The organism is Phenylobacterium sp. (assembly GCF_041919955.1).
In the GTDB taxonomy this organism is placed as follows: Bacteria; Pseudomonadota; Alphaproteobacteria; order Caulobacterales; family Caulobacteraceae; genus Phenylobacterium.
In genome coordinates, this window is the sequence record NZ_JAYRSU010000003.1 from 263841 (window position 1) to 278161 (window position 14321).

The 14321-nt window shown below is 67.4% G+C and carries 16 protein-coding genes and 1 tRNA gene; 10 read left to right on the forward strand and 7 right to left on the reverse strand.

The window, feature by feature from the left end:
* Nucleotides 1-33: 33 nt before the first annotated feature.
* From coaD to ACE3T2_RS04590, 5 genes are all read left to right on the forward strand, one after another.
* On the forward strand, nt 34-528 hold the full coding sequence (coaD, locus tag ACE3T2_RS04570) for a pantetheine-phosphate adenylyltransferase (protein ID WP_374655167.1): 495 nt from the start codon (nt 34-36) through the stop codon (nt 526-528).
* Between the two features lie 141 nt (nt 529-669).
* The gene (locus ACE3T2_RS04575; protein WP_374655169.1) at nt 670-1554 is read left to right on the forward strand and encodes a peptidylprolyl isomerase; all 885 of its coding nucleotides are present in this window, start codon (nt 670-672) and stop codon (nt 1552-1554) included.
* A complete protein-coding gene (locus ACE3T2_RS04580; protein ID WP_374655171.1) occupies nt 1554-2018 on the forward strand; it encodes a peptidylprolyl isomerase in 465 nt (154 codons plus the stop codon). Before ACE3T2_RS04575 ends, ACE3T2_RS04580 begins: the two co-directional genes overlap by 1 nt.
* Entirely contained in the window at nt 2015-2575 is a 561-nt protein-coding gene (locus tag ACE3T2_RS04585; RefSeq protein ID WP_374655173.1) for a phosphohydrolase, read from the forward strand. Before ACE3T2_RS04580 ends, ACE3T2_RS04585 begins: the two co-directional genes overlap by 4 nt.
* An 11-nt stretch (nt 2576-2586) precedes the next feature.
* Nucleotides 2587-3072, forward strand: coding sequence for a hypothetical protein (locus ACE3T2_RS04590; protein WP_374655175.1), 486 nt, complete (start codon nt 2587-2589; stop codon nt 3070-3072).
* Here the strand turns inward: ACE3T2_RS04590 and ACE3T2_RS04595 are convergent.
* The gene (locus tag ACE3T2_RS04595) at nt 3064-3999 is read right to left on the reverse strand and encodes an endonuclease/exonuclease/phosphatase family protein (RefSeq protein WP_374655177.1); all 936 of its coding nucleotides are present in this window, start codon (nt 3997-3999) and stop codon (nt 3064-3066) included. The two genes, ACE3T2_RS04590 and ACE3T2_RS04595, sit on opposite strands and share 9 nt — an antisense overlap.
* Nucleotides 4000-4005: 6 nt before the next feature.
* The gene (locus tag ACE3T2_RS04600; RefSeq protein ID WP_374655179.1) at nt 4006-4932 is read right to left on the reverse strand and encodes an endonuclease/exonuclease/phosphatase family protein; all 927 of its coding nucleotides are present in this window, start codon (nt 4930-4932) and stop codon (nt 4006-4008) included.
* Nucleotides 4933-5002: 70 nt separating this feature from the next.
* Here ACE3T2_RS04600 and queA point away from each other — a divergent pair, with 70 nt between their 5' ends.
* Both queA and tgt read left to right on the forward strand, forming a co-directional pair.
* A complete protein-coding gene (queA, locus tag ACE3T2_RS04605) occupies nt 5003-6079 on the forward strand; it encodes a tRNA preQ1(34) S-adenosylmethionine ribosyltransferase-isomerase QueA (RefSeq protein WP_374655181.1) in 1077 nt (358 codons plus the stop codon).
* On the forward strand, nt 6079-7194 hold the full coding sequence (tgt, locus tag ACE3T2_RS04610; RefSeq protein ID WP_374655183.1) for a tRNA guanosine(34) transglycosylase Tgt: 1116 nt from the start codon (nt 6079-6081) through the stop codon (nt 7192-7194). Before queA ends, tgt begins: the two co-directional genes overlap by 1 nt.
* On the opposite strand, the gene ACE3T2_RS04615 is transcribed toward tgt, so the two are convergent.
* Nucleotides 7179-7802: a hypothetical protein gene (locus tag ACE3T2_RS04615; RefSeq protein WP_374655185.1), complete on the reverse strand. Its 624-nt coding sequence runs from the start codon at nt 7800-7802 to the stop codon at nt 7179-7181. The genes tgt and ACE3T2_RS04615 overlap by 16 nt on opposite strands.
* Nucleotides 7803-7818: 16 nt before the next feature.
* Nucleotides 7819-7893, reverse strand: a tRNA-Lys gene (locus ACE3T2_RS04620).
* Nucleotides 7894-8143: 250 nt separating this feature from the next.
* On the opposite strand from ACE3T2_RS04620, the gene cysT reads away from it, so the two are divergent.
* Genes cysT through ACE3T2_RS04635 form a run of 3 tightly spaced genes read left to right on the forward strand, consistent with a single transcriptional unit; the run spans nt 8144 to nt 10894 of the window.
* Complete coding sequence (cysT, locus tag ACE3T2_RS04625; protein WP_374655187.1) at nt 8144-9004, forward strand: sulfate ABC transporter permease subunit CysT; 861 nt, start codon at nt 8144-8146, stop codon at nt 9002-9004.
* Nucleotides 9001-9843, forward strand: coding sequence for a sulfate ABC transporter permease subunit CysW (gene cysW, locus ACE3T2_RS04630; protein ID WP_374655189.1), 843 nt, complete (start codon nt 9001-9003; stop codon nt 9841-9843). The genes cysT and cysW overlap by 4 nt, the downstream gene beginning before the upstream one ends.
* 16 nt (nt 9844-9859) lie before the next feature.
* Nucleotides 9860-10894, forward strand: a complete 1035-nt coding sequence (locus ACE3T2_RS04635; RefSeq protein ID WP_374655191.1) for a sulfate/molybdate ABC transporter ATP-binding protein — start codon at nt 9860-9862, stop codon at nt 10892-10894.
* 3 nt (nt 10895-10897) lie between these two features.
* On the opposite strand, the gene ACE3T2_RS04640 is transcribed toward ACE3T2_RS04635, so the two are convergent.
* From ACE3T2_RS04640 to ACE3T2_RS04650, 3 genes are read right to left on the reverse strand one after another with little or no spacing between them, the layout of a single operon-like run.
* Nucleotides 10898-11872, reverse strand: a complete 975-nt coding sequence (locus ACE3T2_RS04640; RefSeq protein ID WP_374655193.1) for a transglutaminase domain-containing protein — start codon at nt 11870-11872, stop codon at nt 10898-10900.
* Between the two features lie 9 nt (nt 11873-11881).
* On the reverse strand, nt 11882-12805 hold the full coding sequence (locus ACE3T2_RS04645) for an alpha-E domain-containing protein (protein ID WP_374655195.1): 924 nt from the start codon (nt 12803-12805) through the stop codon (nt 11882-11884).
* Complete coding sequence (locus ACE3T2_RS04650; protein WP_374655229.1) at nt 12802-14250, reverse strand: circularly permuted type 2 ATP-grasp protein; 1449 nt, start codon at nt 14248-14250, stop codon at nt 12802-12804. Before ACE3T2_RS04650 ends, ACE3T2_RS04645 begins: the two co-directional genes overlap by 4 nt.
* Nucleotides 14251-14321 lie beyond the last annotated feature (71 nt).

Below are 14321 nucleotides of genomic sequence, written 5' to 3' on the forward strand. Positions count from 1 at the left end.
ATCCTGCTGCACCGCAACAGGGGGAGACGTCGAATGACGCGTGTGGGGCTCTATCCGGGGACCTTCGACCCGATCCACAACGGCCATACCGACATCATCGGCCGCGCCGTGAAGCTCGTGGACAAGCTGGTCATCGGAGTCGCGATCAACGCCGGCAAGGGGCCTCTCTTCGATCTCGACGAACGCGTCGCTCTGCTCCGCGAAGCCACCGAACCGCTCTCCGACCGCGCCGAGATCATCGTGCAGCCCTTTGAGGGCCTGCTGATGCACTATGCGCGTGAGATCGGCGCACAGGTGATCGTCCGCGGCCTGCGCGCCGTCGCCGACTTCGAATACGAATTCCAGATGACCGCGATGAACCAGCAACTCGACCGTGAGGTCGAGACCGTGTTCCTGATGGCCGACCCCCGCCACCAGGCGATCTCTTCTAAACTGGTGAAGGAGATCGCCGTCCTGGGCGGCGATATCAGCAAGTTCGTCAGCCCGACGATCAAGGAAGCGCTGCTGGCCAAGGTCGGGCGCGGCTGAATCTCAAGGCGGCAGGCACAAGCTTGGCCTTCATTTCACCAAGCTTGTGTTTTCAAGCAGCCGCGGTCACGAGGCGGTGGCGGTCACCGCCTCGGCCCTGACGGGCTGGCGATCAAGGCCGGCGCCCATTACGAGTGACGCATGATCCGAAACGCTCTCCTCGCCGCCGCCGTCCTGGCGATCGCGGCGCCTCAGGCCGCGCTGGCCCAGAAGAAATCTCCGGCCGCGGCGGCTGCGCCGCCGGCGTCCGCCGCCCCGGCCGGCACGGGGGCCAACGATTGGCGCACGCCCAATCCCGACGACCTGCTGGTCATCGACACCAACAAGGGACGCATCATCGTCGAGATGCTGCCTGAGATCGCGCCGGCCCACGCCCAGCGGATCAAGGAGCTGGTTCGTGCAGGCTTTTATGACGGCCGCGCGTTTTTCCGCGTGATCGACAACTTCATGGCCCAGACGGGCGATCCGCAGGACAACGGCACCGGCGGCAGCGACAAGCCGGATCTGGCTCAGGAGTTCCTGTTCCGCCTGGGCGGGGACGCTGGTTTCGTGCAGGCGGCCGACCAGAACGTCAGTCAGGTCGGCTTCATCAAGTCGCTGCCGGTCATGAGCCAAAGCCCGATGCTGATGGCGATGACCGCCGACGGCAAGATTTCGGCTTGGCCGCTCTATTGCCCGGGCGTAGCGGCCATGGCGCGTGCCGAGAGTCCCGACAGCGCTAACAGCCAGTTCTTCCTGATGCGCCACGCCTATCCGTCGCTGGAAAAGCGCTACACCGGCTGGGGCCGGGTGATTTCCGGGTTGGACGTCGTGCGGGCCATCAAGGTCGGAGAACCTGTGGCTGCGCCGCAGGACAAGATGGACAAGGTCCGCATCCTGGCCGATATCCCCGCGGCCGAGCGCCCCAAGGTTCGAGTGATCGACCCGAACAGCGCCTGGTTCAAGGCCGAGATCGAAAGCGTCCGCAATCGCATGGGCGCCGACTTCACGGCGTGCGAGATCAGAGTCCCATCGGAGGTGAAGTGATGGACCCGGAAAACACCCTTATCCTGACCCTGGACACGGGTACGGTCACGATCAAGCTGCGCCCCGACCTGGCGCCCGGCCACGTGGACCGCATCAAGGAACTGTCGCGCGAAGGCTTCTATGACGGTGTGGTGTTCCACCGCGTCATCGACGGCTTCATGGCGCAGGGCGGCGATCCGACCGGCACCGGCACCTCGGGCTCGGACAAGCCGAACCTGAAGGCCGAGTTCTCGCGCGAGCCGCACGTGCGCGGCGTTTGCTCGATGGCCCGGACCTCGGCGCCGCACTCGGCTAACAGCCAGTTCTTCATCTGCCTGGACGACGCGACCTTCCTCGACGGCCAATACACGGTCTGGGGCGAAGTGGTCGAAGGCATGGACGCGGTCGACGCCCTGCCGAAGGGCGAGCCGCCGCGTTCGCCGGGCAAGATCGTCTCGGCGCGCGTCGCCGCCGACGCGGCGTGACGCCGGACCTGGAAGCGGCGTATGCGCAGCCGCATCGCCGCTACCACACCCGGAACCATATCGAGCAGTGCCTGGCGCTGCTCGACAAGGTCCCCGACTTGACTGACGCCGAGCGCCGGATCCTGACCTATGCGATCTGGTGGCACGATGCGGTCTACGACCCGACCGCTTCGGACAACGAGGCCCGCAGCGCCGACCTCGCCAAGGCGGCGCTGCGCGATTTCGACGATGTTTCGATTCACGCTCGCGACGAGGTCGCGCGACTGATCCGCCTGACGGCCGGACACCAGGTGGAAGAGGGCGACCGGCTCGGAGAGCTGCTGGTCTCCATCGACCTTTCGATCCTTGGCGCGCCCGCGGATCGTTACGACGCCTATGCCAGCGCCGTGCGCGCGGAGTACGCGCATGTGCCCGACGACCTGTGGCGCTCTGGCCGGGCCCAAGTGCTGCAACGCTTCCTCGACGCGCAGGTTATCTTTCCCGATCCCGGCTTCCGCGAATGGTTGGAGCCGCAGGCGCGCGAGAACCTCGTGCGGGAGATAGCGTCCCTGAGCTAGGGAGGGCGAGCATGGCGCCGCGGTTGAAGGTGTTCGTCACGAGCGACGGCTTCACCGACTATGTCGTGGCGACCAGTTCGCGGGCCAAGGCGCTGGCCGCCTGGGGCGCGCGGCAGGATTTGTTCGCCACCGGCGGGGCCTATGAGACCGACGACCGCACCCTGATCGAGGCCGCCAGCGCCCAGCCCGGCGAGGTTCTACGCCGTCCGCGGCAGATCAGGCCGGTAAAGACGCCGCCGCCGGGCGCGCGGGCCAAGGCGCGTGAGCCGGATCAAAGCCCGCGACGCAAGGGGCCGACGCCACACCAGATCGCCCGTGTGAAGGCGCTGGAAGCGCAATTGACTGCGGAGGCCGCAGCTTACGACGCCGAGCTAGAGTCCATTGCGGACGAACGCGCGACCCTGGACGCGCGGCGCCGAAAGCTGGAGGACGATTACCTCGTCGCGCGCAACCGGCTGCGCGAGGCGCTCAGGAAGGCCCGCGAGGCGCTAAGATGAGGCAGCCAGGGTGACGATCACGGGATAGTGGTCCGATCCAAGCCGTGGCCCGCGCTCCACCTTCACCGTCCGCCAGCCGGGGCCGGCATAGACGTGGTCGATCGGCAGAAGGGGAAAGGGCGTCTCCACGCCAAGCCGTGGGATGCGACCGGCCGGCCAGGAGAAGAGCCCGCGGGTGCGTCGCTCGAGCCCGAACATCGCATCCTCGCGTCGACGTGAAAAGGACCACGGCGTGGAGTTGAAGTCGCCGCTCAGGATCAGGCGATCCTTGGGAAACTGTTTGAGCAGTCGGGCGATCACGCGCCCCTGCGCCTGCTGCCAGCCGCCATGGACCGGCCATGTGTAGTGTGTGCCAAACACCGTGAACTCGCCGTGCCGGTCGCGGAAGGTCGCGCCGGCGATGGGCGGCCGGATACGGCCCTCGCTCGCCGGCGCCGGAACGTCATGGGCGATAGGACGGGCCTTCGAGAAGATCATCACGCTGCAGGCGCCGCAGCTTACATGATAGCCCGCCAGTTCAGCCTTCAGCTTCGGGGCGATGATGCTGGCTTCCTCAACGACCAGGATGTCGGGGGACTGGGCTTTGAGCCAGGCGACAGTGGCGTCCTGCTGGCGATTTCGCCCCCAGGCGTTGAACTGGATCAGCTTGATCTCATCGCTCGTCCCACTCGAGGCGGAGCGACCTGCAGGGCGCAGATACTCCGGTGCGACGAGCAGACATGCCGCGACCACACGTGGGCCGCCGTCCGCAACCAGCAGCCCGTAAACCAGGGTCAGCAGCACGCCCGCCAGTACGAAGGGAGCGAAATGGGTCAGGACGTCGAGCCGTACGCTCCAGCGCCCGCCGTGTGCGGCCAGGGCCCAGCCGGTGCAGACAAGGGCGAGCAGGATCGCTACGGCGGTGAAGAGCGAACGGACGTGTTCCATGCGACCTCAGCGCGCCAGTACGGCGATGACTGGATAGTGGTCCGACCCCAGACGCGGTCCCCGTGCGATGGAGACCGTGCGCCAGCCGGCGCCTGCATAGACATGATCGATGGGCAGAAAGGCAAGGCCTCCGGGGCCGTTAGCGGGCCAAGTGGGCAGGCCCCGCGTGCGGCGCTCCAGTCCGAACGCGGCGTCCTGCGCTCGTCGTGCAAACGACCATGGCGTGGAATTGAAGTCTCCGGCCACGATCGTGTGCTTCCGGTCGAGCGGGGAGAGGAGCTGCAGCATCCGGGCGCCGTTCTCGCGATGAACCTTGATGTCGGTCGGCCAGACATAGTGCGTGCCGACCACGGTATAGGGACCGCCAGGTCCGGTCATGTGGACGATGGCTACCGCTGGACCCAGGCCCATGCGACCCCGGCGCGGGCTCTCTATGCGCAGGGGCGCGGTTCGTGTGAAGACCGCCACCTCGCAGGTCATGCCGCAGGACATGTAGCGGCCGAGCCGCTGAGCGATCTCAGTTTGGAACACCGGGCGCGAATCCTCGACGACAAGCACGTCGGGATCTTCGCGCTGGAGCCACGCCAGACGGGCCTCAAGCCCCTGGCTGTCCTTCGCGGCGTTGAACTGGATCACCTTGAGGGTGTGCTTGGGCGGGGTGGTCGCCGGGCGTGTGCGTGTGGCGGCGATCAGTTCGGGCGCCATGAGCGCAAGGCTGGCGGCGATCGCGGTCGCACCGAGCACGGCTGGGGCCAAGCGCCGGTGCGCAAACAGGGCGGCCGTTACGCTGATCAGGCCGCCGAGCAGGTAGACGGGCGCGAAATGAGTCAGAACATCCAGGTGCTCGCTGAAGCGGCCCAGATGGGCGGCCACGGCCGCGGCGGCGCTCGCGACGCCCAGTGGCAGGACGACCCCGCGTAGAACGAATCTCATCAGCGCCATACGGCCACCTATACGTCCAATGCTTGACGGGGGGGCCGCCGCATGCGCTTCAAGCGCGCCCATGCAGCTTGCCGACTTCGACTTCGATCTTCCAGAGGACCGCATCGCCCTGCGGCCCGCCAGCCCGCGGGATTCCGCGCGCCTGCTCCTTGTCCAGCCCGACCAGCCGCTCCAGGATCTGCACGTGAGCGATCTGCCGGCGCAACTGCGGGCCGGCGACGTGCTCGTGTTGAACGACACGCGGGTCATTCCAGCCCGGCTGAAGGGCCGGCGCGTGCGCGAGCATTCGAGCGTCGCGGTCGAGGCGACCTTGCACAAGCGGCTTTCGCCATCGCGATGGACCGCCTTCATGAAGCCCGGCAAGAAGCTGGCTCCTGGCGATCGCATCCATTTCGGGGCCATGGAGGATCGGGCCTGCCTCCTGGCCGCGCTTGACGCCACGGTGATCGAGAAGGGCGAGGGCGGCGAAGTGACGCTGAGTTTCGATCTGGCCGGGCCTGACCTCGACGCGGCGATCTCCGAGCGCGGCGCGATGCCGCTGCCCCCGTATATCGCCGCCAAGCGGGGGGAGGACGAGCAGGACCGCGCCGACTACCAGACCGTCTACGCCGACGAGGAGGGGTCGGTCGCGGCGCCCACCGCGGGGCTGCATTTCACGCCACGGTTGCTGGAGCAACTGAAGGCGATGGGCGTGACCCTGCAATTCGTGACCTTGCACGTCGGCGCCGGCACGTTCCTGCCGGTGAAGGTCGAAAACCTGTCGGAACACCGCATGCACGCCGAGTATGGAGAGGTGGACGCCGACGTCGCCGAGGCGCTCAACGCGGCCAAGGCGGCTGGCGGGCGCATCGTCTGTGTCGGCACCACCTCGTTGCGGCTTGTCGAGAGCGCGACAGGCGAGGACGGCGTCGTGCGCCCCTTCGCGGCCGAGACCGCGATCTTCATCACCCCGGGCTATCGCTTCCGGGCGGCCGACGGGCTGATGACCAATTTCCATCTTCCCAAGTCGACGCTGTTCATGCTGGTCAGCGCTTTCGCCGGGCTGGAGACGATGCGAACCGCCTACGCGCACGCCGTCGCCGACGGTTATCGGTTCTATTCCTATGGCGACGCCAGCCTGCTCTGGAGGGCGAAGTAATGGCCGCGTTCCCGTTTGAGATCGCAGCCACCGAAGGCGCTGCGCGCACTGGCGTTCTGAAGACGCCGCGCGGCGACATCCGCACGCCAGCCTTCATGCCGGTCGGCACTGCGGCCACGGTGAAGGCCCTGACCGTCGATCAGGTCGCGCAGACCGGCGCCGACATCATCCTGGGCAACACCTATCACCTGATGCTGCGACCCACGGCGGAGCGGGTGGCGCGGCTGGGCGGTCTGCACCGTTTCATGCGCTGGGAGCGACCAATCCTGACCGATTCCGGCGGCTTTCAGGTGATGAGCCTATCGAAGATCGCCAAGGTCACCGAGGAGTCGGTGCGGTTTCAGAGCCATATCGACGGTTCCAAACACATCCTGACGCCCGAGCGTTCGATCGAGATTCAGGCCGACCTGCTGGGCTCGGACATCGTCATGCAGCTCGACGAGTGCGTCTCGTGGCCGGCCGAAGAGAAGCGCGCGGCCGACGCCATGCGGCTCTCTGCCCGATGGGGCGCGCGATCCAAGGCCGCGTTCGGCGAGCGAGAGCGCCAGGCGCTGTTCGGTATTCAGCAGGGCTCGACCTTCGAGCACCTGCGCCGCGAATCGGCCGAGCGGCTGATCGAGACCGGCTTCGACGGCTATGCTCTGGGCGGCTTGGCGGTCGGCGAGGGGCACGAGGCGATGTGCGAGGTGCTGGACTACGCGCCGGCAATGCTGCCGGCCGATCGGCCGCGATATCTAATGGGCGTCGGCAAGCCGATAGATCTGGTCGAGGCGGTGGCCCGCGGCGTCGACATGTTCGATTGCGTGCTGCCGACCCGCTCGGGCCGCCATGGTCAGGCCTGGACCTGGGAAGGACCCGTCAATCTGAAGAACGCCCGTTTCGCCGAGGACGATACGCCGCTTGACGAAGCCAGCGACTGCCCGGCCTCGTCGCACTATTCCAAGGCTTACCTGCATCACCTGGTGAAGGCCGAGGAGATCCTGGGCCAGGTGCTGCTGTCCTGGCACAACATCGCCCACTTCCAGGCGCTGACCGCAGCCATGCGGACAGCCATCGCCGCAGGGCGGTTCGAGCAGTTCCGCCGGGACTTCAAGGCCCGTCAGCGCACGGGGTAACGCGGCTTGCGGTCCTGCCGGATCACTTCGGATCCGGTAAGCACGTGGGATGGAGTCGCAGGCGGTTTGCAGCCGCGTGATTCGCCGAGTCCTTTCAGATAGGCGCGACGCACGCCCCCGGCGGTGATGGCGGCCGAAACCAGGCTGTCATGTCGCTCGGCGCCGCTGAGCTTGCGCACCCAGCCCCGGAACGGAATGACGTCCGAGGCGAAGCCGGCGACGGCGCCCAGCGCCGCGCCCTTTCCGCGCGACATGACGTCGTCCTCGTCGACAGCCGGCTCGTCCAGGTCGGCGCCCAGCGCGCCGTTCAGCGGGACGAGGGCGTCGGTGATGCCGGCGCAAGAGGCCGGATGCGGGCGCTGATACGGGTCGGCCATCGCCTCCAGCAGGACCGGAGGGATCTTGGTCTGCAACAGGTTCACGTCGCGAAGGGGCGAGGCGACCGCGCCCTGGACGCTCTCGCGGTTGGCCTCGGCGGTGGTCTGGATCTTCGACGAGCCGTCGGCCGGCGCGGTCACGCAGGCGCTGAGAAGGACGAGGGGGGGCAGGGCGAGGATATAGGCGCGCATGTCGTCATGGTAGCGCCAGCCGCTGCGGCGGGCCAGCATATGGACGATATGGGGATGGTAGGCCGGCTGGGATTCGAACCCAGGACCATTCGATTAAAAGTCGAATGCTCTACCACTGAGCTACCGGCCCTCGCGCGGCGCATCAGGCGCCGGTCGAAGAAGGCGCGGACCATATGCGGGCGACCTCGCCGGGGCAAGAGCGGCGGCGCAGCTTTCCGACCTCGCCGTTGCCCGAGGCTCAAATCCGGCTCCAGCCTTTCCCGCCCTGGCCTCAGAAAAACTATATTGGCTATCGGCGCTGTAGGAATTAGCGAGAGCTCGACCGGCGTGCAGCAATCCGCGACGCTCGGCGTTTAGCGGAATGAACCGGGGCCGTGACGATGACCGCGACCTATGCCGAACACAGCGCAAGGAAGCGCCGGCCCTTGTTCCGAAGGCGTTCGGCCATACCCGGCTTCGCGGTGACCATGGGCGTGACGATCACGATCCTTTCGCTGATCGTGCTGATCCCGCTGACCGCCGTGGCGCTCAAGGCCGCCCAGCAGTCTTCGTCAGAGTTTCTCAACGCCGCCTTCAACGAGCGGGCGCTGATGGCTTATCGGCTGTCGTTCGGAGCCGCGTTCATCGCCGCGACGATTAACGGCGTGTTCGGCCTTCTCACGGCCTGGGCGCTGGTCCGCTATGAATTCCCGCTGAAGAGCCTCGTCAACGGGCTCATCGACCTGCCGTTCGCTCTGCCGACGGCGGTGGCGGGTATCGCGCTGGCCACACTCTACGCTCCCAACGGCTGGATCGGGGCGCTGGTGGCGCCGGCGAAGGTCGCCTACACGCCGCTGGGCGTGGTTGTGGCGCTGACCTTCATCGGCCTGCCGTTCGTGGTGCGCACGCTGGAGCCGGTGATGCGCGACCTGGCCGCGGACGTGGAGGAGGCCGCCGCCAGCCTTGGCGCCAGCCGTTTCGACGTTATCGCGCGAGTGATCCTGCCGGCGCTGGGACCAGCCTGGCTGACCGGCTTCGCCTTGGCCTTCGCCCGGGCGGTCGGCGAGTACGGCTCGGTGATCTTCATCGCCGGCAACATGCCCTACAAGTCCGAGATCGCGCCGCTGCTGATCATCATCGAACTCGAGCAGTACGACTATGCGGGAGCGGCCACGATCGCCGTGGTTATGCTGGTCGTCTCCTTCGCCATGCTGTTCGTCATCAACGCCGTTCAGGCCTGGGCCCGGAGACTGTCCGCATGAGCCGCAAGCCGCGTACGACCGACGATCCACTGTGGGCCAAGGCCGTGGTCCTGGCCCTGGTCGGGCTGTTCCTGGCCTCCGTCCTCGTCCTGCCGCTGGTCTCGGTGTTCTTCGAGGCGCTGCGCAAGGGCCTGCCGGCGGCGCTGGAGGCGATCGCAAGCGAGGACGCCCGGGCCGCCATCAAGCTGACCCTGCTGACCGCGGCTATCGCCGTTCCGTTCAACGTGGTGTTCGGGATCTGCGCTTCCTGGGCGGTCGCCAAGTTCGAGTTTCCGGGCAAGCCGTTCCTGATCACACTGATCGACCTGCCGTTCTCGGTGTCGCCGGTCGTAGCGGGCCTCATCTACGTGCTGGTCTTCGGGGCGCAGGGCTGGTTCGGGCCCTGGCTGCTGGACCATGACATCAAGATTATCTTCGCCGTGCCCGGCATCGTGCTCGCCACCATTTTCGTCACCTTCCCCTTCGTGGCCCGGGAACTGATCCCGCTGATGCAGGAGCAGGGCGTCGACGAGGAGGAGGCCGCCATCTCGATGGGCGCGTCGGGCCTGCGGGCGTTTTGGAGCGTCACCGCGCCAAACATTCGCTGGGGCCTCTTGTACGGGGTCTTGCTGTGCAACGCCCGGGCGATGGGCGAGTTCGGGGCGGTCTCGGTCGTGTCCGGCCACATCCGCGGCCTGACCAACACCATGCCGCTGCACGTCGAGATTCTTTACAACGAGTACGACTATGTGGGCGCCTTTGCGGTCGCCGCGCTGCTCTGCTTCCTGGCCGTCGTCACCCTCGTGCTGAAGACGGCGCTTGAGATCGCCCAGCCGCGCTCGCGGCAGGGCCGCCACTGATCGAAAGACCCTGCGAATGACGATTTCCATCCGATCGGTGGAGAAGACCTTCGGGCGCTATCCGGCCCTGAACGGCGTGAGTCTGGAGATCGCCGACGGCGAGCTGCTGGCGCTGCTCGGACCCTCCGGCTCGGGCAAGACCACCCTGCTGCGCGTGATCGCGGGGCTGGAGTTCCCCAGCAGCGGCCAGATCTTCTACGGCGACCAGGACATGACCTTCGCAGGCGCGGCCGAGCGGCGGGTCGGCTTCGTCTTCCAGCAGTACGCCCTGTTCCGGCACATGACGGTCGCCAAGAACATCGCCTTCGGCCTCGACGTGCGGAAGGGTGCGGCCAAGCCAGGCAAGGCCGAGATCGCCGCAAGGGTTGAGGAACTGCTTCGCCTGGTCGAGCTGGACGGATTGGGCAAACGCTACCCGGCCCAGCTGTCTGGCGGCCAGCGCCAGCGCGTGGCCCTCGCGCGCGCCTTAGCCGTCAATCCGAGCGTGCTGTTGCTGGACGAACCGTTCGGCGCGCTGGACGCGACCGTGCGCAAGTCGCTGCGCAAGGAGCTGCGCCGCATTCACGACGCCACCGGGGTCACGACCATCTTCGTCACCCACGACCAGGAAGAGGCGCTGGAACTGGCCGACCGCGTCGCCATTCTGAATCAGGGCGCCATCGAGCAGGTCGGCGCACCGAACGAAGTGCACGACGATCCTGCCGGCGCCTTTGTCGCCGGCTTTGTGGGTGAGGCCAACCGCTTCGAGGGGCACGTCGAGGCTGGACGGTTCAGCCTGGGCGACGTGACGCTGCCGGCGAAGGGCGTCGCCGACGGCCCGGCGGTCGCCTTCGTGCGGCCACACGAGCTGGTGATGACGCAGGAGGGCAAGGGCGACCTTGTCGTCACCGCCCAGCACATTGCGCCGCAGGGCGCGGTGCTGCGCGTGGAAGGACCGACGGCGAGCGGTCAGCGGATCGAGGCGGCGATCGCCCGGCAGGCGGCGGCCGGCGTTCATCCCGGCGCCCGCCTCGACCTGGCCGTCGCCCGCTCGTACGTCTTTCCTGTCTAACGCCTACTGCTGCTGTTGCTGTTGCTGGTCATGAGCGGGCGCGCTCATTGGCCGCCGCCGACCGGCCCGGGCGAAGGACGGCTGCGACATGCGGATGAACTCGGGTTCGGTCAGGGCCGAGCGGGCGCGGCGGACCGAAACTCCGACGGCAAGCTGGCTGTCGGCCTCGCCCTTGTAGACCCCGCGTGAAGGCGGCACGTCATTGTAGTCGCGGCCGACCGCCGCGACGATGTGGCGTTCGCCCGCCAAGGCGTTGTTGGTGGGGTCGAAGCCGACCCAACGCAGCGAGGGCAGGAACACCTCCACCCAGGCATGGGTGGCGTCGGGATCGGAGCGATCGCCGGCCTGCCGGTCGGTGAACAGGTAGCCGGAGACATAGCGCGCCGGAACGCCCCAACTACGGCAGATCGCAATCATGACATGGGCGAAGTCCTGGCAGACCCCGCGCCCCGCGCCGAGCGCCAGGTCGATGGGGCTGTCGGCATGGGTGACGCCAGCTTCGTACTCGAAGGCGTCGTAGATGGTCTCCGAAAGCGCGCGAACCGCGGTCAAGGGGTCGCGCCGGCGCAGGTCGTCCAGGCCGCGCTCGGCCACAAAGCCGCGCAAGGCGTCGGTCTCGACCGCAAAGCCGCCGTGAGCCAGAAAGTCGAAATTCTCGCCCCGGACGAAGTCGCTGCGCAGCCGGTCCCATTCGCCTTGATCGAGCGCGTCTGGGAGGGCCGGCGCAGCCTCGGTCTCCACCGCTGCGCTGGCGACGATCCTGAGGGTTTCGTGAGGTTGAGGCACGTCGAAATGGTAGACGGCGTTGCCGAACGCATCGGCATAGGAAAACAGCTGTGCGGCCGGTTCGACCTCCAGGTCGAACGACACCAGCCGCTGGCGGCCGGTCTTCTTCGGCTGCATCCAGACCTCCATCACGCTTTCGCGGACCGGATCGGCGTAGTGATACTGGGTGACGTGGCGGACTTCGAGCAGCAAGGGCGGTCCTCAGGCCGGTAGGCGCATTTCAAGAGAGTAGGCGACGAAGGTGTCGTAGATGGCGCGATGGATGGCGGCGCAGTCGTCCAGGACGGTCGAGAGCAGGCCGCTCGCATCGCCCACCTCGTCGATGTCGGCGTACTGCAGGCGTGCGCGCAGGCGCCCGGCCAACCGTTCGGGAGCAACCTGCCCTCCGGCATGCTGGGCTGCGCCCCCCAGGTGCTCCTCGATCCGCGCGGTGCAGAAGCGCATCGAGCGTGGAAACTCCTCGTCCAGAAGCAGGAATTCCAGCACCTTTCGCGGCTGGATGTCGGCGGTGAAGCGGCGCAGGTACGGCTCCAGCGCGCAGCCCATCCGCAGCACGTTCATCAGCGCCATGTGGTCGTCCAGCGCTCGACGGTCGCCGAAGCAGACCTCGAGCAGGCGCCCGATCAACTGGGCGCGCTCCAGATGGACGCCCAGCATCAGGAACCGCCAGCCCTCGCCATGGCTCATGGTGGCGTCCGCCGCGCCCTTGAAGAGGTGCAGGTCGGCGATGATGTCGTGCAGGAAGGTCGACGGGCTGTCGGCGAAGCCCTTTGTGGCCCCGACGCCCGTCATCCGCAGGTGGATGAGATTGAGGCGCTCCCAGGTCTCGGTGGTGATCTGGTCGCGCACCTGCCGGGCGTTTTCCCGCGCCCGGGCAAGGGACGTGGTGATTGAGCCGCCGTCGGTACGGTCGAGCGCGAGCGCGGTCGCGGACTCATAGGCCCCGATGTCCGCGCTCTCGGCCGCGCCAAGCGCCGTAAGGACGATGCGGGTGACCCGTCCGGCCGCCTCGCTGCGGTCGAGGGTGGCGTTCAGCATGACGTCGAGCAGACGGCAGGCGTGCTCGGCGCGCTCCACGTAGCGGCCCATCCAGTAGAGACTGTCGGCGACGCGGGCGAGCATCATGGCGCGGCCTCCGTTTCTGGATCGCTCTCCAGAACCCAGGTGTCCTTGGAGCCGCCGCCTTGGCTGGAATTGACGACCAGCGAACCACGCTTGAGCGCCACGCGGGTCAGGGCGCCGGGCGTCACGACGATCTTCTCGCCCGAGAGGATGAACGGGCGCAGGTCGACGTGGCGCGGCTCGATCTCGCCCTCGACCAGGCAAGGCGCGGTCGAGAGCTGGATGGTCGGCTGGGCGATGTAGTTGGCCGGATCGGCCTTGATGGCCAAGGCGAAGGCCTCGCGCTCGGCGCGGCTGGCATGCGGCCCGACCAACATGCCGTAGCCGCCCGAAGCGCCCACCGCCTTGACCACAAGCTGGTCGAGATTGGCCAGGACGTGGTCGAGCTGCGCCGGCTCGCGGCAGAGGAAGGTCTCGATGTTCGGGAGGATCGCGTCCTCGCCCAGGTAGTAGCGGATGATCGCCGGCACGTAGGCATAGAGCGCCTTGTCGTCGGCGACCCCCGTGCCCGGCGCATTGCAGATCACCACATTGCCGGCCCGGTAGGCGTTGAACAGACCGGCGACGCCGAGGCTGGAATCGCGACGAAAGGTGAGGGGGTCGATGAAGTCGTCGTCGACCCGCCGGTAGATCACGTCGACCCGTCGCAGACCCGTCGTGGTGCGCATGTAGACGCAGTTGTCGTGAACGACGAGATCGCGGCCTTCGACCAACGGGCAGCCCATGAGCCGGGCGAGATAGGCGTGCTCGTAGTAGGCCGAATTATAGACGCCCGGCGTCAGCACGACAATCTGCGGACTTGGCCGCCACTCGGCCGCCATGCTCTTGAGGGTCGCCAGCAGCAGGTCCGGATAGCGGTCGATGGCGCGCACGCCGGCGGCGCGGAACGAGCCCGGAAAGGTCCGGCGCGAGGCCTCGCGGTTGGCCAGCATGTAGGAGACGCCGGAGGGGACGCGCAGATTATCCTCCAGCACCGCGAACGCACCGTCCGGTTGGCGGATCAGGTCCGAGCCGCAGACATTGGCGTAGGCCTGGTGCGGCACGTAGAGGTTCAGCATCTCGCGGCGGTAGGACGGCGCGCCGAGCACGAGTTCGCGCGGCACCACGCCGTCCATCAGGATTTGCTGGGCGCCGTAGATGTCGGCGAGGAACATGTTCAGAGCGCGCAGACGCTGGGTCAGGCCGGTCTCGATCCGCGTCCATTCGGCCGCGGGAATGATCCGCGGCAGGAGGTCGGTGGGTATGATCCGTTCGGTGGAGCTTTCCCCTCCGTAGACGGTGAAGGTGATGCCCTGGAGCAGAAAATAGCGCTCCAGCGTCCGCTGCCGCTCGGACATCTCGTCGGCGGCGAGGGTGGCTATGCGTTGGTGCAGGCCGCGGTAGTGGCCGCGAACTTCGCCCTGCGCGGTCAGCATCTCGTCGTAAGGCTGCGCCGGCGCCGCCGTCATCTGATGCTGGATCTCATGCGTCGCCGCCGCGCCATATCGCACTCGATCGTTCCTCCACGCCGCCATCGCAA